19 protein-coding genes, 1 riboswitch and 1 other annotated feature are annotated in these 18,607 nt (G+C 44.4%); of the genes, 14 read left to right on the top strand and 5 right to left on the bottom strand.

From position 1 onward, the window contains the following. Window positions 1–4: 4 nt before the first annotated feature. A complete protein-coding gene (locus tag EJ063_RS21020) occupies window positions 5–172 on the bottom strand; it encodes a hypothetical protein (RefSeq protein ID WP_167469899.1) in 168 nt (55 codons plus the stop codon). Between the two features lie 301 nt (window positions 173–473). Here EJ063_RS21020 and htpX point away from each other — a divergent pair, with 301 nt between their 5' ends. The 9 genes from htpX (at window position 474) to EJ063_RS11205 (ending at window position 7,556) form a co-directional block, all read left to right on the top strand. Continuing rightward, a complete protein-coding gene (gene htpX / locus EJ063_RS11245) occupies window positions 474–1,337 on the top strand; it encodes a protease HtpX (protein ID WP_126574377.1) in 864 nt (287 codons plus the stop codon). Window positions 1,338–1,523: 186 nt separating this feature from the next. Then, window positions 1,524–1,943 carry a nuclear transport factor 2 family protein gene (locus EJ063_RS11240; RefSeq protein ID WP_126574376.1) on the top strand — a complete coding sequence of 140 codons (420 nt, stop codon included), beginning with the start codon at window positions 1,524–1,526 and terminating at the stop codon, window positions 1,941–1,943. Further along, window positions 1,940–2,662: an SDR family NAD(P)-dependent oxidoreductase gene (locus tag EJ063_RS11235; protein ID WP_126574375.1), complete on the top strand. Its 723-nt coding sequence runs from the start codon at window positions 1,940–1,942 to the stop codon at window positions 2,660–2,662. The genes EJ063_RS11240 and EJ063_RS11235 overlap by 4 nt, the downstream gene beginning before the upstream one ends. 20 nt (window positions 2,663–2,682) lie before the next feature. Continuing rightward, window positions 2,683–3,966 (top strand): NAD(P)/FAD-dependent oxidoreductase, encoded by a 1,284-nt coding sequence (locus EJ063_RS11230; protein WP_126574374.1) that lies wholly within the window; start codon window positions 2,683–2,685, stop codon window positions 3,964–3,966. A gap of 1 nt (window position 3,967) precedes the next feature. Continuing rightward, window positions 3,968–4,735, top strand: coding sequence for a DUF1365 domain-containing protein (locus EJ063_RS11225; protein ID WP_126574373.1), 768 nt, complete (start codon window positions 3,968–3,970; stop codon window positions 4,733–4,735). Between the two features lies 1 nt (window position 4,736). After that, entirely contained in the window at window positions 4,737–5,984 is a 1,248-nt protein-coding gene (locus EJ063_RS11220; RefSeq protein WP_126574372.1) for an SAM-dependent methyltransferase, read from the top strand. 27 nt (window positions 5,985–6,011) lie between these two features. Then, the gene (locus tag EJ063_RS11215) at window positions 6,012–6,533 is read left to right on the top strand and encodes a DUF2878 domain-containing protein (RefSeq protein WP_126574371.1); all 522 of its coding nucleotides are present in this window, start codon (window positions 6,012–6,014) and stop codon (window positions 6,531–6,533) included. Continuing rightward, a complete protein-coding gene (locus EJ063_RS11210) occupies window positions 6,487–7,026 on the top strand; it encodes a chalcone isomerase family protein (protein ID WP_126574370.1) in 540 nt (179 codons plus the stop codon). The genes EJ063_RS11215 and EJ063_RS11210 overlap by 47 nt, the downstream gene beginning before the upstream one ends. Next, window positions 7,023–7,556, top strand: a complete 534-nt coding sequence (locus EJ063_RS11205; RefSeq protein WP_126574369.1) for a DUF3833 domain-containing protein — start codon at window positions 7,023–7,025, stop codon at window positions 7,554–7,556. The genes EJ063_RS11210 and EJ063_RS11205 overlap by 4 nt, the downstream gene beginning before the upstream one ends. Before the next feature lie 247 nt (window positions 7,557–7,803). On the opposite strand, the gene purB is transcribed toward EJ063_RS11205, so the two are convergent. The 3 genes from purB to mnmA form a co-directional block, all read right to left on the bottom strand. Then, window positions 7,804–9,174, bottom strand: coding sequence for an adenylosuccinate lyase (gene purB / locus EJ063_RS11200; protein WP_126574368.1), 1,371 nt, complete (start codon window positions 9,172–9,174; stop codon window positions 7,804–7,806). A gap of 170 nt (window positions 9,175–9,344) precedes the next feature. After that, window positions 9,345–9,965, bottom strand: a complete 621-nt coding sequence (gene hflD, locus EJ063_RS11195; protein WP_126574367.1) for a high frequency lysogenization protein HflD — start codon at window positions 9,963–9,965, stop codon at window positions 9,345–9,347. 20 nt (window positions 9,966–9,985) lie between these two features. After that, window positions 9,986–11,122 carry a tRNA 2-thiouridine(34) synthase MnmA gene (mnmA, locus tag EJ063_RS11190; protein WP_126574366.1) on the bottom strand — a complete coding sequence of 379 codons (1,137 nt, stop codon included), beginning with the start codon at window positions 11,120–11,122 and terminating at the stop codon, window positions 9,986–9,988. A gap of 173 nt (window positions 11,123–11,295) precedes the next feature. On the opposite strand from mnmA, the gene EJ063_RS11185 reads away from it, so the two are divergent. Continuing rightward, entirely contained in the window at window positions 11,296–11,565 is a 270-nt protein-coding gene (locus EJ063_RS11185) for a hypothetical protein (protein ID WP_126574365.1), read from the top strand. Between the two features lie 199 nt (window positions 11,566–11,764). Further along, a complete protein-coding gene (locus EJ063_RS11180; protein ID WP_126574364.1) occupies window positions 11,765–13,069 on the top strand; it encodes an inosine/guanosine kinase in 1,305 nt (434 codons plus the stop codon). Window positions 13,070–13,183: 114 nt separating this feature from the next. Here the strand turns inward: EJ063_RS11180 and EJ063_RS11175 are convergent, their stop codons facing one another. Next, window positions 13,184–13,591: an H-NS family histone-like protein gene (locus EJ063_RS11175; protein WP_126574363.1), complete on the bottom strand. Its 408-nt coding sequence runs from the start codon at window positions 13,589–13,591 to the stop codon at window positions 13,184–13,186. A gap of 545 nt (window positions 13,592–14,136) precedes the next feature. Continuing rightward, window positions 14,137–14,318: riboswitch (Lysine riboswitch) on the top strand. Window positions 14,319–14,431: 113 nt separating this feature from the next. Here EJ063_RS11175 and tet(35) point away from each other — a divergent pair. The 3 genes from tet(35) to hisD all read left to right on the top strand — a co-directional run bounded on the left by tet(35) (window position 14,432) and on the right by hisD (window position 18,598). Further along, window positions 14,432–16,033 (top strand): tetracycline efflux Na+/H+ antiporter family transporter Tet(35), encoded by a 1,602-nt coding sequence (tet(35), locus tag EJ063_RS11170; protein ID WP_126574362.1) that lies wholly within the window; start codon window positions 14,432–14,434, stop codon window positions 16,031–16,033. 175 nt (window positions 16,034–16,208) lie between these two features. Then, window positions 16,209–16,345, top strand: a sequence feature (His leader region). 54 nt (window positions 16,346–16,399) lie between these two features. Continuing rightward, window positions 16,400–17,296: an ATP phosphoribosyltransferase gene (hisG, locus tag EJ063_RS11165; RefSeq protein ID WP_126574361.1), complete on the top strand. Its 897-nt coding sequence runs from the start codon at window positions 16,400–16,402 to the stop codon at window positions 17,294–17,296. 6 nt (window positions 17,297–17,302) lie between these two features. Then, window positions 17,303–18,598 (top strand): histidinol dehydrogenase, encoded by a 1,296-nt coding sequence (gene hisD / locus EJ063_RS11160; protein WP_126574360.1) that lies wholly within the window; start codon window positions 17,303–17,305, stop codon window positions 18,596–18,598. The last annotated feature ends 9 nt before the right edge of the window (window positions 18,599–18,607 follow it).

Here is an 18,607-nt window from a genome sequence, read left to right as displayed (position 1 = left end):
AGGGTTATTTATCTTGGTTTAAGCCCATTAACGCGCTCTGAGTTTCAATGATTCGTTTTTGTGTGTTGTCTTCAGAAGAAATCCCTAATTGTTTTTTAGCTTCGTCTTCAGATAGTCCTAAGTGACAGCACAACAAATCAATAGCCATTTGATAGTCGTTAGTTTTAACCATGTTCTCGTTTCCTTTAACCATGGAGATCGTTATCTGAACCCAATCTAACATGATTGAATATGGGTACAATACGACCAAAGTCTAACGTCAACGTCTAATGCTTTTGAAGGCAAGGCTAAGTGTTAGGAATCATGTAACTTTGTGCAAAAAAAGCCAGTTAAAGTAAATGCAGAAATCAAATGTTTCAATTTGCTTCTTAACCTTGTAATTAAAAGGAATAGACTATATCTATTAGGTTAAGAAGAAGCTGGGGGCGTTTCCTCAGCGATAATAAAAAGCTTCCGATTTTTGGAGAAAAGTAATGAAGCGTGTCATGTTATTCCTTATCACCAACCTAGCTGTTGTTTTGGTGCTAAGTGTTGTACTCAACATTGTTTATGCTGTAACGGGGATGCAGCCAGGTAGCCTATCGGGTTTGCTGGTGATGGCTGCTGTATTTGGTTTTGGTGGTTCTTTTATCTCTTTGATGATGTCAAAGGGGATGGCACTGCGTTCTGTTGGCGGCATGGTGATTGAAAGCCCACGCAATGAGACAGAACACTGGTTGCTTGAAACGGTGCGTCGTCAGTCTGAGCAAGTAGGCATCGGTATGCCGACAGTTGCGATTTATGACTCAGCAGATATCAACGCATTTGCAACAGGTGCAAAGCGCAATGATTCGTTAGTTGCGGTTTCTACGGGCCTGTTGCACAACATGACTCGTGATGAGGCCGAAGCGGTTCTTGCTCACGAAGTCAGTCACATCGCCAATGGTGACATGGTCACAATGACGTTGATGCAAGGTGTCGTCAATACGTTCGTTATCTTCCTTTCTCGCTTCATCGCGAACATTGTTTCTTCAAACAGTGATGAAGAAGAGGGCGGTAGCAACATGATGGTTTACTTTGGTGTATCTATGGTGCTTGAACTCGTGTTTGGTTTCTTAGCGAGCTTCATCACAATGTGGTACAGCCGTCACCGCGAATTTCACGCGGACTCAGGCGCGGCGCAACTGGTTGGTAAACATAAGATGATCGCAGCACTCGAACGCTTAAAAATGGGCCAAGAGTCTCAACTTGAAGGGTCAATGATGGCATTTGGCATCAACGGTAAACGTTCTATGACTGAGCTACTGATGAGCCACCCTCCATTAGACAAACGTATCGCTGCGTTACGTAACTCTTAATCGAATTATTTCTAATTCATTGAAAAGGCTTGGTTTCTAACCAAGCCTTTTTTGATCCCTTTTCTGTTTAACGCGTACAACCATTAAAAGTTATACAAAGTTATATTTGTACAACTTTGAAACTTCACCTATGGTTGTAATTAATTGTACATGTAATATTTTTGTACAACTTAAAGGGGCGTGTAAATGGATGTTCAATCGGTAGTTAATTTCTATCAAAAGCTCAATAAGTCAAATCTGCATTTGTTGGCTGAGGTCTATCACCAAGAGGTGGTCTTTGAAGATGCCGCCCACAGACTCGAAGGACGAGAAGCGTTAGAGGACTATTTTGAGGCGCTCTATGCCAATGTAAAGCGTTGTGACTTCTCTATCCATGAACACCAACAAGTGGGGGACAGCGGATTTCTCACTTGGCAGATGAGCTTGGAGCATCCCAAGTTGTCTAAAGGGTCCGTCATCTACGTCAATGGCGTAACCCATATTAAGTTTTCCCAAGGTCAGGTGATTTATCACCGAGATTACTTTGACTTAGGTGAAATGCTCTACGAAAACCTTCCTTTACTTGGTTCAGTGATTAAAAGCATCAAACAGAGGTTGGGCCAATGAAAAGAGTACTTATCACCGGTGCCACTTCAGGTATTGGTCTTCAATTAGCAAAAGATTACGCCATTCAGGGTTATGAGGTGTTGGCGTGTGGCCGCAATCAACAGCGACTTAATGAGCTATCTCAAGCTTCTCGCAACATAACTCCTTTGATATTCGATCTCACTGATCCAGCTGAAACTTCTGCTGCAATTTCTAACCTTCCTTTTATTCCCACGCTTTGGATTTTTAACGCCGGCGATTGCGAATATATAGACGATGGCCATATTGATGCTTCTTTGGTTAAGCGTGTTTTCGACATCAACGTGATTGGCCTCGCTCATGCGATAGAAGCGTGTCAGACATATTTTGAACCTGGGCATCATATCGGTGTGGTTGGCTCTATTGCGAGTGAAGTGGCTTTACCGAGAGCCGAAGCTTATGGAGGCTCAAAAGCGGCGGTCAATTACATGGCAAGAACGCTGCAAGTTGACTTAAAGCCAAAAGGCATCGACGTTTCAGTGATCTACCCTGGCTTTGTTAAGACCCCTCTCACCGACAAAAATACTTTCGATATGCCTATGCTGATCTCAGTTGAACGAGCATCTGAGGAAATACGCCAAGGCTTATCGAAAAGAAAGTCACACATCTATTTCCCTCGAGTGTTTACTTCTGTATTGAGGCTGATAGGGACACTTCCATACCGTTGGCAAAATGCCATCACCTCTAAACTATTAGCGTAAGGCTTGCGGAGAGAATAATAATGAAAATAGCAATCATCGGCACCGGCATTTCTGGCTTAACGTGTGGCTACTACTTGAATAAGAAGCATGACATCACCTTATTTGAAGCGAATGACTACATAGGCGGGCATACTGCGACGGTAGATGTGGATGTTAATGGGCACAGCTATGCGGTTGATACGGGCTTTATTGTTTATAACGACAGGACCTACCCCAATTTTATGGCTTTAATGGCTGAGATTGGCGTCGAAGGTAAAGTCAGTCAAATGAGCTTCAGCGTGCGCAATGATAGCAACGGTTTGGAATACAATGGCCACACGTTAACCACACTTTTTGCTCAGAAAAGAAACTGGCTTAATCCTAAGTTTTACGCCTTCATCTTAGAGATATTACGTTTCAACAAGCAGGTAAAACAGGTTGCAGCAGAGTCGCACCTTTACGAGAAAACAACATTAGGTGATTTTCTGTCAGAACATAAGTTTAGCGACTATTTCTGTGACAACTATATTTTGCCAATGGGGGCTGCGATTTGGTCATCTACGCTGGCGGATATGCGCGCATTCCCTCTTTGTTTCTTTGCGCGCTTCTTTCTCAATCATGGCTTGCTTGATATTACAAACCGACCTCAGTGGTATGTTATCAAAGGGGGCTCGAGAGAATACATTGCGCCTTTGACTGCCTCTTTTTCAGACCGAATCAAGCTCAATAGTCCTGTCGAGTCAGTGACGCGTGACCAAGCGGGTGTCAGTGTTAAAGTGAATGGAAAAAGTGAACGTTTTGATCAAGTTATTTTCGCTTGTCATAGCGATCAAGCGAGACACTTACTTGGCGATATTAGCACTGTGGAAAATAGCGTCTTGAAAGGGCTTGAGTATCAGGCCAACGAAGTCATCCTTCATACCGATGAATCCTTACTTCCCAAGCGAAAAGCAGCGTGGGCATCATGGAATTATTGGTTAGATGGTGATGATTCAGAGCAGTCACGAGCGCCAACACTCACCTACAATATGAATATTCTTCAGCATATTGAGTCATCCACCACGTTTTGTGTATCACTGAACAGCAGTGATTTGATTGACCCGAAAAAAATCCTGCGCAGCTTCGTCTACCACCATCCAGTGTTCAATCGTGAGTCTATCGCAGCTCAAACTCGGCGTGATGAAATCAATGGTTCATCAAACACATGGTTTTGTGGGGCATATTGGTATAACGGATTCCATGAAGATGGCGTGCGTAGCGCATTAGATGTTGTTCGAGGCATCGAGAGTGTAAGACACAGCTCTAGTGAGCAAGGAGCAGCCTAACATGGGTAGTGGAATACTGATTGGACAGGTTCGACACAGGCGCTTTAAGCCCATAGACCACGCATTAAATTATCCTCTATTTATGCCGTGTTTAGATTTAGATGAGCTCGAACAGTTAGAAAAAAGCGTATGGGGTTTCGGCCAGCGTTGGTGGCACTGGGCTCGTTTCAAACGCAGTGATTATTTAGGCAAAGGGGAACTGAAACAAGCGGTATTCGATAAGTTGCACGAGCTGACTCAAGTTCGTCTTTCAGGAAGAGTAGAAGCGGTGTTGCACCTTCGCTATCTCGGTATCTATTTCAGCCCGGTAAACTTTTACTACATTTATGACGAACAAGGCCAGTGGCGTTATTTACTGGCGGAAGTAAGTAACACCCCTTGGAATGAGCGCCACTATTATGCACTTGATGCGCAAGATGAGAGCACTTGGCAACATGCGAAGCAGTTTCATGTTTCGCCTTTTAATCCTATAGAGCAGCAATATCAATGGAAGATAAAGCCGTTGAATCAACAACTTTTGGTCCATCTTGAATGCCACAAAGAGGCGAAAGTCTTTGATGCGACCTTGAAAATGCGCAAATACCCGTTTAACTCTAAAGTATTAGTAAAGCAGTTGATCTCAACACCAGTCATGGCAGTAAAAGTCACTACAGGTATTTATTGGCATGCGCTGAAATTGTGGGTAAAAGGTGCGCCTTTCTATTCCCACCCCAAATCTAGCGACCATGATCCTAAATCCGGACATAGAAAAATAACAAGGACTCGATGAGATGATGAATACACAGACATTGCCGCTACCGACCCAATTAACTCACGTTCAAAAAAGTGCCCGAACCATCGCCTTTTCTTGCCTTTGTAAACTCAGCGTAGGCTCGTTAACGGTTGTGGAGACATTCCACGGTGAATCTTCAACCCAAGTACGAGAGCTTTTTGGTCAGCCTAACGATGACAAACCGAGTGCACTGATTGAAGTGAAAAATCCAGCATTTTATGCTCGTTTACTTAAAGGCGGGAGCATAGCAGCGGGAGAGGCGTATATGGATGGCTGGTGGGATAGCCCAAATCTCACTGCGTTAATGGAGCTTATGGCACTTAACCTCTCGGCGCTGGACTCTATTGAAAGCCGCTCTAGTTTCTTGTCTAAAATGGCCTATCAAGTTGGCCACTGGATGAACCGAAATACGGTGACGAACTCGGCTAAAAATATCGAAGCTCACTATGACCTCAGTAACAGCTTGTACCAAACCTTCCTTGATGATCGCATGCTTTACTCATCTGCGGTGTTTGAGTCGCCACATGACTCGCTAGAGCAAGCCCAAATCAACAAAATGGAAAGACTCTGCCAGCAACTGAAGCTCACAGCGGATGACCATGTGATTGAAATAGGCACGGGGTGGGGCGCGATGGCGATTTATATGGCAGAGAAGTATGGTTGCCAAGTCACCACGACAACAATATCTGAACAACAGCATCAGTATGCTCAGCAGCGCATCGAAGAAAAAGGCTTATCGGATAAAATTACCTTGCTCAAACAGGATTACCGATTGCTCGAAGGTAAGTACGATAAATTGGTCTCTATCGAAATGATTGAAGCCGTGGGCAAGCAGTATTTGACCTCTTACATTCAAAAGTGTCAGTCGTTATTGAAATCGGGCGGATTGATGGCCATACAAGCGATCACGATTGCCGATCAGCGATATGACTACTACAGCAATAATGTGGATTTCATCCAGAAGTATATCTTCCCCGGAGGCTTTCTCCCTTCGATTACAGCGCTGACTCAAGCGACAACCAAGCACAGCGACCTCGTGTTGAGAGACTTGTTTGACATTGGTCAGGACTACGCTCAAACCCTAAATCATTGGTACGCAAGGTTTAACGCACAGCTCGACCAGGTGGGCAAACTAGGGTTTGATGAACGCTTTGTACGTATGTGGAATTACTACTTTTGCTACTGCGAAGGGGGATTTAAAGCGAAATCCATTAGCACAGTACACATGACGTTCCAGAGAGCGTAGGCCAGTAACACACCGGGAATGAATGTGATGAAACGACTATTACTTATCTCGACGTGGTTTCAAGTGATCTGGCTAATGGCTGTGATTGGCAATAGCGAGTGGGTTTACATCACTGGCTTGTTAGTGAGTGTGACCTATGTTGTCACTGCGGTAAAAGGGAATGTAGAGTGGTCGAAACTGGCGGTCGTGATAGTCGTTGGCGTGATGCTGGATTACTTCCATATGGCGGTCGGCTGGTTTCAATTTGAACCGCAATCATTCCCTATTTGGCTTGTGTTGTTGTGGGCAATCTTCGCGTGGTACGCCTATTTTCTTTCACCTATATTGAACCAATACCCAATTGTACCCGTATCAATGGTTGGTGGCATAGCGGGAGCACTTAGCTATGTCGCTGGGGCGAAACTTGGCGCTGTTTCTTTGAGTTTGTCACTTCCCGTAAGTGGTTTCATTCTATTCGTCGAGTGGTCTCTTTTGATTGCATTGATTTTGAGGGTATATGGACATGAAACCACTTCTAGTTGCAGGGCTATTAACACTGACGATCAGTAATAGCTATGCCTCAAACAGCGATAACTTGGAATGGAGAAGTTGGAATACGGTAGGGGCTGCCCAACTATCGATGCTGTTTTTCGATATCTACGAGTCTGAGCTGTTAACCCCCAACGGTCAATACACCATCGGCAACGACATTACCCCTCATCCACTGGCGCTTTCTATCACCTACCAACGAGACATCAGCCAGCAGCAACTGCTAGACGCGACGGTTGAACAATGGGAAAAGTTAGGTTTCCCAAGCAATGAGATGAATGAGTGGTCTCAACAGCTTGCGATGATCTTTCCTGACATAGAGGAAGGGCACAACATCACGTATGTGACTAACGGATCGCGAGGAGATTTCTTTCATTCTGGCTCAAGTTCTTCGGCTCAGCTTATTGGCTCTATCCAAGATGAAAGCTTTAACGATGCCTTCTTATCCATTTGGCTTTCACCTGATACGGACTATCCGAAGCTACGTCAGGGCTTACTAGGAAATAATCAATGACACATAAACTCTTTTCTACTTTGTCAGTTTTGCTGCTGTCTGTTGTTTTAGTGGGTTGCTCTGCAGACCTTGATGATTACAAAAACAGTGGACCTGGTTTTGACTTATTCGACTATTTTGAAGGGAAAACCCACGCATGGGGGATGGTACAAGACTACACCGACATGCAAACTCGCCGCTTTGAAGTAGTGATTGTCGGAACAATCGATGACAATCAGATTACCTTAGTCGAGGATTTCATATTTGATGATGGAGAGAAGACTCAGCGTATTTGGGTTATTGACAAGCTCGAGAATGGCGAATATACCGGTAAGGCTGATGACATCATTGGAACAGCAGTAGGTAAGGAAGAGGGGAATGCTTTGCAATGGCAATATGACTTTGAACTTGTGATGGAAGACTCTAGTGTTGTGGTTTCATTTGATGATTGGATGTACCGACAGGACGAACGACATGTTTTCAACCTAACTAAAATTAAAAAGTTTGGCGTGGAAGTCGGGCAAATAACGCTGTTTTTTCAGAAGCAGTAGAGCGTTATTGGGAAATTCAGCCCCACAGGCTATGGTCATTCCTTAGAGCAACGAAGTTGCGAGTAAGGAATCTGTTTAAGTTTTCGATACGCTTCGGGAGATCCCCAACTCTCTCGTTCCTCGCTCTCGGGGATGACGGGCATTATAGCAATCGATGCTTTCCTATCGGTACAAAAAGGGTTGATGCTTTCACATCAACCCTTTAGTTTCTTGTAGCTTGTAGCTTGTAGCTTGTAGCTTGTAGCTCTTACAGCTTGTCAGTTAGCTCAATTGCTTGACCGATGTAGTTCGCTGGCGTCATCTCTTTCAGACGTGCTTTCTCGTGCTCTGGAAGCTCAAGACCGTCGATGAAGTTACGCATTGCTTCACCATCTACACGCTTACCACGAGTTAACTCTTTTAGCTTCTCGTATGGCTTCTCAATGCCGTAGCGGCGCATTACTGTTTGTACTGGCTCAGCAAGTACTTCCCAGTTTTTGTCTAGTTCTGCAAGCAGGGCTTCACGGTTTACTTCTAGCTTACTAATACCTTTCAGAGTCGAAGTGTATGCAATGATAGCGTAGCCAACACCAACACCTAGGTTACGTAGAACTGTCGAGTCAGTTAGGTCACGCTGCCAACGAGAAACTGGCAGTTTTTGTGCTAGGTGGCCAAATACAGCGTTTGCAAGACCTAGGTTACCTTCCGAGTTTTCAAAGTCGATTGGGTTAACTTTGTGTGGCATTGTTGAAGAGCCGATTTCACCCGCAATGGTCTTCTGCTTGAAGTGGCCTAGAGCGATGTAGCCCCAAACGTCACGGTCGAAGTCGATTAGGATAGTGTTGAAACGTGCAACGGCATCGAATAGCTCAGCGATGTAATCGTGTGGTTCGATCTGAGTTGTGTAAGGGTTCCAAGTTACGCCTAGAGACTCAGTGATGAATTCTTCAGAGAATTTGTGCCAGTCTAGCTCAGGGTAAGCAGATAGGTGAGCGTTGTAGTTACCTACAGCACCGTTGATCTTACCTAGAATCTCTACGTTAGCGATTTGCTTGTATTGACGTTCCATACGGTACGCAACGTTCGCCATTTCTTTACCCATTGTAGATGGAGAAGCAGGCTGACCGTGTGTACGAGACAGAAGAGGAATATCGCGGTATTCAACAGCAAGTGCTTTGATAGCGTCAATGATGTTTTTGATTTCAGGAAGAATCACTTCATCGCGAGCTTCTTTAAGCATTAGAGCGTGAGAAGTGTTGTTGATGTCTTCTGAAGTACAAGCGAAGTGAATGAATTCGTTCACAGCATCTAGCTCAGGTACACCCGCCACTTTTTCCTTCAGGAAGTATTCAACTGCCTTAACGTCGTGGTTAGTTGTACGCTCGATTTCTTTGATGCGTGCAGCGTCTTCTTCTGAGAAGTTTGCCGCTAGTTCATCTAGGAACTTGTTCGCTTCCGCGCTGAACGCAGGAACTTCTGTGATTGCATCTGTAGCTGCAAGCTTCTGTAACCAACGAATTTCAACGATAGAGCGGTACTTTAGTAGGCCAAACTCACTAAAGATGCTGCGAAGTGCAATAGTTTTACTTCCGTAACGACCGTCTACTGGTGAAACAGCAGTCAATGCTGACAGTTCCATGATGTTCTCCTGAAAAATTGAGTTTCGAAATTTTGAGAGCTTTATACCAGTATCTGACGCGTTTGTCACGAATATTGCGCAAACGTTTGCGTGAGAGTTGTTTTGGTATAAGACAAGTGTTGTTCTGGTAGAAAAAAACAAGCTCGCATCCATGTGCGAGCTTGTAGATATTATGACATTCTAGCGAGTAGAATTTGCGCTTGTTCGACCATCTTTTTGCGGCCGAAAATCAAGTGGCGGCGTTTACCACCAACCTGACGCCAAAGTACCGCACTGCGAATACCAGACAGTAGCAGTGCACGAACTTTATGCTGATTCGAAGTCTGCTGCAGTACCGCGGGAGTGCCTGTCACTTGGATACGAGGGCCAACAGGGCTGATCACATCTAAGTAAACGCTAGCGAGATTGCTGAGCATCTGTTCATCAAGCAGCTCAAAGTGCTCTAACTGACGGTTAAGCATTTGAATGCGATCACCTAGCTGGGACATCGCATCATTGCGTGTTTGCAGTTTACGCTCTAGCGCCATCAAGCTAATAATGTAGCGCGTGATTTCACTGCCAGTTGGCGTGCTGTCTATGCCTTTAACCAGACATTCCAGACCGAGCTTTAGGTCAGCCTCACGTCCGTAGACGCCAACCGTATTCGATGGGGCCGTGTTCAAGATCGCTTTTAAAGAAGTTTCAAACGCGTCAGAGTCACAATGACCATTCTTAGCGACTTGTTGAACCAAAGCAACGGCTTGGCAGATTCCAGCAAATGCAATTGTGCGGTCATAAAGTGTGTTAGCCACGTAGTTCTACTCCTAAAAAATTAAATACGCTCTTCGATGATACCGCCGCCGAGGCAGACTTCATCTTTATAGAAAACAGCAGATTGTCCCGGTGTAACAGCGACTTGCGCTTCATCGAAAATCACTTTGATGTTCTCGTCATCGATAGGGATGATAGTACATGGGATATCCGTTTGACGGTAGCGTGTTTTTACCGTGCATTGTAACGGTTCTTTAATCACTTCACGATCAACCCAGTGAAGTTGTGATGCAATAAGACCTTGAGACTTCAACAATGGGTGATCTTTGCCCTGTACCGCGATAAGCACATTGCGTTTCAGATCTTTAGCGCCAACAAACCAAGGGTCTTCGTTACCGCCGCCGCCTTTTTGGCCACCAATATGCAGACCTTTACGTTGGCCTAGTGTGTGGTACATCAAACCATTGTGCTTACCAATCACGTTACCTTCTGGCGTTTCGATATTACCTGGCTGAGCTGGTAGATATTTACCTAGGAATTCGGTGAATTTACGTTCGCCAATGAAACAGATACCGGTTGAATCTTTTTTCTTCGCGGTGATGAGGTCTTGTTCCTCAGCGATACGACGCACTTCTGGTTTTTCAAGCTCACCAACGGGGAAGAGGCTACGCGCCACTTGGTCACTGCTTAATGTGTATAAGAAGTAGCTTTGGTCTTTGTTACCATCAAGGCCACGCAGCATTTGTGGTTTTTGACCTGCGGCTTGTTCTTCTGCTGTTGGGAATGTACGGCGAACGTAGTGACCCATTGCGATGTAATCCGCATCGAGCACTTCATCAGCGAACTCTAAAAACGCTTTGAATTTGATTTCTTTGTTACACAGAATATCTGGGTTTGGAGTACGGCCAGCTTTGTACTCAGCAAGGAAGTACTCAAATACGTTATCCCAGTACTCTGCGGCAAAGTTGATGGTGTGTAGGTGAATGCCTAGCTTGTCACACACGGCTTGTGCATCGGCGAGATCTTCAGCTGCTGTACAGTACTCTTCATTGTCATCTTCTTCCCAGTTCTTCATGAACAGGCCTTCCACTTGGTAGCCTTGTTGCTTGAGAAGGTAAGCAGAAACCGATGAATCAACACCGCCGGACATGCCAACGATGACTTTCTTTTGACTGTTATCAGTACAGTTGTCAGACATTACTAAACACCACTTAAATTAACTGGACGCAGATTTTAGCAGAAAGCATAGCAGCGGGACAGATCCGAGAGGAAAATCACACTTCCAAATTTCACTATATCTACGGTTTTACGAGTATAGATTGCCTATATATGGCATAGTGAGCGGAATTCAAGTCAACACGAGAAAATAAAATGGCTGATGAAAATCAGGTGATGGGCGAAGAACAGCTAGTTGAAGTGATCGAAAACCAACTAGAAGACGGTAACCCAGTTAAAACGAAAGAAACGTTAATGCGATTGATGATGACAGGGACGCCGCGCGAAGAAGCCATCGCGATGATGGCTTGCGCAGTCGCAATCGAAATCTTTGACGTGATGAAAAACGGCAATGAATTTGATTTAAAACGCTATTCAGAGAACTTAGACTCGCTTCCTGATCTAGGTTTTATGGAAGGCGAATAGCCTCTAAATCGTGAGTGGGCAATCGGGCTCGCTCACAAATCATCTTCCCTCTTATTTATTACACCTTAAGTCGCTAGCAAAATTATTGCCCTTGCAAACGTTTGCTATACTTGCGCTTGTTGCCGCCCCCAAATCTGCAAGGTAGAATCCGGCTTCTTTTCATCCCTTATTCAGAATCCTTTACGGCAGAAAAACAGTTATGAAATTTCCTGGTCAACGTAAATCTAAGCATTATTTTCCTGTTCATGCCCGCGATCCGCTTGTCAGCCAATCGCAAGAAAGCAAGAAAATGTCACGTACGCACATTATCGGTATCGATCAAACGTTGGTTGATATTGAAGCGAAAGTGAGCAGTGAACTGATCGAAAAATACAATCTGAGTAAGGGACACTCTTTAGTTATTGATGACGCAACAGCCGAAGCGCTTTATAACGAACTAAAAGAGAGTGCGTTGATCACCAATGAATACGCTGGTGGTACAATTGGTAATACTCTGCATAACTACTCTGTGCTCGCTGATGATCGCTCAACGTTATTAGGCGTAATGAGCCAAGACATCAAAATTGGCAGCTACGGTTACCGTTACCTGTGTAACACTTCAAGCCGTATGGATCTAAACCACTTACAAGGTGTTGAAGGCGCAATCGGTCGCTGTTTTGCTTTGATTACGGAAGATGGCGAACGTACTTTTGCAATCAGCGAAGGCCAAATGAACCAGCTTAAGCCAGAAAGCATCCCTGAGAAGATTTTCAAGAACGCATCGGCTTTAGTCTTAACGGCTTACTTGGTTCGTTGTAAAGAGGGCGACCCAATGCCTGAAGCAACAATGAAAGCGATTGAGTATGCAAAAAAATACGATGTACCCGTGGTTCTCACGCTAGGCACAAAGTTTGTGATTCAAGACGATCCAAAATTCTGGCAAGACTTCTTACGTGATCATGTTTCTGTTGTCGCGATGAATGAAGATGAAGCGGAAGCATTAACGGGTGAAGCGGAACCTTTAGCGGCATCAGACAAAACGTTAGAGTGGGTAGACCTTGTACTTTGCACCGCTGGTCCTGTTGGTCTATTTATGGCAGGCTACACAGAAGAATCTGCAAAACGAGAAACATCGTTACCTCTATTACCGGGCAGTATTGCAGAATTTAACCGTTACGAATTTAGCCGCCCGGCTTCAAAAGATTTATGTGACAACCCAATTAAAGTGTATTCGCATATTGCACCTTACATGGGTGGCCCTGAAAAAATTAAGAATACTAACGGCGCAGGTGATGCTGCATTATCAGCATTACTGCATGATATGGCCGCGAACAAATACCACAGAGAGAATGTGCCTAATTCAAGTAAGCACGCGCATTCTTACTTAACGTATTCATCGTTCTCTCAGGTTTGTAAATATTCAAATCGTGCGAGCTATGAAGTGTTAGTGCAGCACTCTCCGCGTTTATCTCGTGGTTTACCAGAGCGTGAAGACAGCTTAGAAGAAGCTTACTGGGAACGATAAGCCTCTTAATTGAATAAATAAGAAAGCCCTCATAAATAAGTGAGGGCTTTCTTTTTTTAGAGGTATAAAAAAAGCGCCAAGTAGGCGCTTTAAGCAATTAGTCAGAAGAACGGATTAGATTAGGAAATCTTCTAGAGATTTACCCGCATCAAGCTGCTCTTGAATTGCAGATGGTGTACGACCTTGACCTGTCCAAGTCTTCTCTGCGCCAGTTGCGTCAACAAACTTGTATTTTGCTGGGCGAGGAGCGCGCTTAGATTTTGATTTACTTGGTGCTTCACCAGATAAAGCGCTTAGTACTGCTTCTTTATCTAGACCAAGAGATTCGATCTGCTTTTTAATATCCGCAAGTTTCGCTTCTTGTTCAGCCAGTGCTTCACGTTCTGCTTCTTCTGCTTCTTTACGTTCCGTAACAACAATAGCTAATTTTTCTAGTGCTTCTTCTAGTTGCTCTAGAGTTAGCTCACGTGAAAAAGCACGTAGGCTACGAATGTTTAATAGTGTCTTTGTTAGTTCCGACATTTATTCATCTCTTCATATAAGTTGCCGATATAGGAATCATAAACCGCTCAATTAAATAATACAATCAAAGTGTGATGAAATAATTAAATAAAACTTAGTGAACCAAATAATTGTCGTCAAAGGATAATTGAAATACTTAAATTAGTGCTTTGATTTAACTAATAGCAGAAGTCTTTGCCTTTGTTTCATATTAATCGTGATCAATATTAAAAATTGCAATAACTATAATGTGAACGTTATGACTGCCGTTGTTATTTCTTGAATGGTGAATTGTAAGGTGCGCTTCTTAGCTGCGTATCTTTAAGTAGGGCAGTGTGAATTAAGTGTCATTCTATAAAAGAGGTGTTTTTTATAATTGCAATCTCAAGGATGTCTATGCGCAATGCTCGGAAGGTTAGGCATAAACTTGTTAACAATAAAACTCACAATAAAGTTGGAATGATATGTTGAAATGGTGGGTAAGATAAGTACAATGAGCGGAACCTAATGCGTAGTGTTGGTTAAATTGTTGTTAAAATGACTTAACAGTGGTTTAAAATTTCATCACTCGCGGTAGAGGCGCGGAATAAATAAGTAATGCTTACTGGGGTGATACCAATGAGTAAGCAGGAAAGGTTATTTCGCCGAAGTGAGATTCCATATCAAAGGAACTTGCTGGGGTTACACTCGAAAGGGGTAACACTGCCATAGTCTATAATTTGTAAAACTATGGAGCGCTACTGTAGGGCTGAGTAAGCATTCGTTTGCTCGTCGCTTATATTTGCTTGTTCGCTAGGAAATGAATTCCTTCGTCGAGTCTGCAGTAGATCTCTAACCATTTATTACTGGTTTTTGAAGATCATGAATTTAATTGATTTTGCATCATCTCCTTTATCTCTATTGCCGCCTATTGTGGCTTTGAGTCTTGCTATCCTTACTCGCCGTGTTCTTGTATCACTCGGTGTTGGTATCGTTCTTGGCGCTATTCTTCTGAATGACTACTCATTTGGTAGTGCGCTAGGCTACGTCGGTTCTACAGTTTCAAGTGTGTTCATCGAAGACGGTGGCATTAATACTTGGAACATGAGTATTGTTGGCTTCCTACTACTACTTGGCATGATGACAGCCTTACTGACATTGTCAGGCGGTACACGTGCTTTTGCTGAATGGGCGCAATCTCGCGTTAAAAGCAAGCGTGGTTCAAAACTTCTTGCCGCTTTCCTAGGCGTATTCATCTTTGTTGACGATTACTTTAATAGCCTAGCGGTAGGTGCGATTTCTCGCCCTGTGACGGACCGTTTCTACGTTTCTCGCGCTAAGCTAGCGTACATTCTGGATTCAACGGCGGCGCCAATGTGTGTGATCATGCCAGCATCAAGCTGGGGCGCATACATCATGACGATCATCGGTGGCATTCTAGTGTCACATGGCATCACAGAGTATTCTGCTCTAGGTGCATACGTTCGTTTGATTCCAATGAACTTCTACGCAATCTTCGCGTTGTTGATGGTGTTTGCTGTTGCTTGGTTTGGTCTAGATATCGGTAAGATGCGTGATCATGAAATCGCAGCGTCGCAAGGCCGCGGTTTTGAGAAAGACAAAGAGAACGACACAGAAGCAGCGCACGAGCTAAACGAAGAGCTTGATATTCGTGAAAGCGAAGGTGGCAAAGTTTCAGATCTTGTTTTACCAATCGTGTTACTGATTGCAGCGACGGTCGCGTCAATGCTATACACGGGTGGTAAAGCACTAGCTTCTGATGGCATGGAGTTTAATCTGCTTGGCGCATTTGAGAATACCGATGTAGGCACGTCTCTTATCTACGGTGGCCTTGTTGGTCTGGCTGTTGCGCTATTTACTGTAGTTAAGCAGGGTATTGCAGGCGTTGAGATTGCACGTACGCTTTGGATTGGTGCGAAATCGATGTTTGGCGCGATTCTAATCCTTGTGTTTGCATGGACAATCGGTTCAGTTATCGGAGACATGAACACAGGTAAGTACCTATCAACAATGGCTCAAGGTAACATCAACCCACATTGGCTACCAGTTATCTTATTCCTACTGTCAGGTCTAATGGCGTTCTCTACAGGTACATCTTGGGGTACGTTCGGTATCATGCTGCCAATTGCAGGTGATATGGCGGGTGCAACCGATCTTGCATTAATGCTGCCTATGCTGAGTGCGGTTCTAGCGGGTTCTGTATTTGGTGACCACTGTTCACCAATCTCAGATACGACGATTCTGTCATCAACAGGTGCTCGTTGTAACCACATTGACCACGTTGCGACTCAGCTGCCTTACGCTCTGTCTGTGGCCGTTGTATCTTGTATCGGCTTCATTACCCTAGGCATGACGGCTTCAATTGCAATTTCGTTTGCGGCATCAACCGTAGCATTCGTAGCAATTTGCGTACTGTTATCGGTTCTGTCTAAGTCAAAAATGGCAAGCTGTCAGAACGCATAATTAAAGCGTGTAAATGATTGAGACAAAGGGGGCTTCGGCTCCCTTTTTATTTGTATTAGACAAATTGAAAAAAGTTTAAATAAATAGTTGAAAAATGTTTACACCTTGGTTAGTGTGGATATCAACAAAGCGAACAAGCAGAGCTTAAAAGTATGCGTAAATTAGTCATGAATATTCATCACCATCATCACCCAGTCTAGTCTTTCGGGAGATGCTCGCATACCCGGGAGACAAGAAACTCCCGGAGGCTAAAATCGCAAACTACAAGATTTAGAACCCTCGGGAGACACACTCTTCCGAGGGTTTTTCAGTTTTAAGCACGATTAAAAGTTTATAAATATCAAAATTTTGCACAGGGACAACGCAATGCAGACACAACGCCTAAGAATCGCAATTCAAAAGAAAGGTCGCCTAAGTAAAGAGTGCCAAGCACTACTTAAAAAATGCGGCGTTAAATTCAACATCATGGGTGAGCGTTTGGTTGTTCACTCACTAAATATGCCAATTGATTTACTGCTCGTTCGTGATGATGACATCCCGGGTCTTATCATGGACGGTGTGGTTGACCTTGGCTTCATCGGTGAAAATGAGCTAGAAGAAGTTCGCCTAGACCGTAAAGCGCTTGGTGAGCCATGCGAGTTTGTTCCTCTCCGCCGTTTAGACTTTGGCGGCTGTCGTCTTTCAATCGCTCTCGATAAAGACGAAGAGTACAACGGTCCTCAAGATCTTGCAGGCAAGCGCATCGCGACCACTTACCCTCAACTGCTTAAAGCCTACATGGATGAACAAGGCGTTCCTTTCTCTACTTGTATGCTAACCGGTTCGGTGGAAGTTGCTCCTCGCGCTGGTCTTGCTGATGCGATTGCGGACCTGGTTTCAACGGGTGCAACACTCGAAGCGAATGGTCTAAAAGAAGCGGAAATCATCTTCAAATCTAAAGCGACTTTGATTCAGCGTAAGGGTGAATTTGATGCGGATAAAGAAGCGCTCATCGAGAAATTACTGACTCGTATGCAAGGCGTACAGCAAGCGAAAGAGTCAAAGTACATCATGCTACATGCACCAACTGACAAGCTAGAGCAGATCAAATCACTTCTCCCAGGCGCTGAAGATCCAACGGTTCTTCCACTATCGAGTGATAAAGATAAAGTTGCAGTACACCTCGTAAGTACAGAGAACCTTTTCTGGGAAACGATGGAGCAACTGAAAGAGCTTGGCGCAAGTTCGATTCTTGTTCTACCAATCGAAAAAATGATGGGGTAAATCAGCATGAGAACGGTCGTTTGGCAATCACTTAGTGAGTCTCAGCAAGACTCTATTTTAGAACGCCCAGCTATTACTGAAGGCGCAAATATTACTGCGGCAGTCTCTGAGGTTATCGCAAAAGTACGCAGTGAAGGCGATGCTGCACTGCGTGAACTGACACAAAAATTTGATGGCGTGACTCCTGAATCTATTCGTGTTTCAGAGCAAGAAGTGGATGCTGCCTGCGATCGTCTATCGAGTAATATGAAGCAAGCGCTTGAACAAGCGTACGCAAACATCGCTAAGTTCCACAAAGCGCAAAAGCCGCAGCCTATTAAAGTGGAAACTCAGCCAGGCGTATTGTGTGAACAAGTGACTCGCCCAATCCAAAAAGTGGGCTTGTACATTCCGGGTGGCAGTGCGCCACTGCCATCAACGGTGCTTATGCTGGGTGTCCCTGCAAAGATCGCAGGCTGTCGTAAAGTGGTGCTTTGTTCACCGCCACCTATTGCAGACGAGATTCTTTATGTCGCAAAACTGTGTGGTATTGATGAAGTGTATAACGTTGGTGGTGGCCAAGCGGTTGCAGCAATGGCCTATGGCACAGAAAGCGTTTCTAAAGTAGATAAGATTTTTGGCCCGGGTAATGCGTATGTGACCGAAGCGAAACGTCAAGTGAGCAATGATTTCCGAGGTGCAGCGATTGACATGCCAGCAGGACCGTCAGAAGTCTTAGTATTGGCTGATGAAACAGCAGACGCAGACTTTATTGCAGCAGATCTATTAAGCCAAGCGGAACACGGTCCAGACTCTCAAGTGGTGCTTGTGACACCATCACCTGTAATTGCAGATCAAGTGACGGATGCGGTTCAGCGTCAACTGAAAGAGCTTTCTCGCGCTGATATCGCAGAAAAGGCGTTGGCATCGAGCCTGATTATTATCTCTGAGTCGTTAACTCAAGCCGTTTCTATTTCTAACTACTACGGCCCTGAACACTTAATTGTTCAAACTAAGAATCCGCGTGAACTCCTGCCTTTACTAGACAACGCAGGATCAATCTTCTTGGGTGACTGGTCACCAGAATCTGCCGGTGATTATGCATCAGGTACTAACCATGTTCTTCCTACTTATGGTTATACACGAACTTACTCAAGTTTAGGCTTAGCAGATTTTTCTAAGCGTATGACGGTACAAGAGCTGAGTGCAGAAGGCCTGAAAATTCTCGCACCAACGGTTGTAACAATGGCTGAAGCTGAAGGCTTAGATGCACACAAACGCGCAGTAACGATTCGTGTCGAGAAGTTGGCAGCTAAAGCGTAAGGATAATTT

The organism is Vibrio aquaticus (genome assembly GCF_003970385.1).
Classification (GTDB): domain Bacteria; phylum Pseudomonadota; class Gammaproteobacteria; order Enterobacterales; family Vibrionaceae; genus Vibrio; species Vibrio aquaticus.
This window is presented reverse-complemented; position numbering and strand designations above follow the sequence as displayed.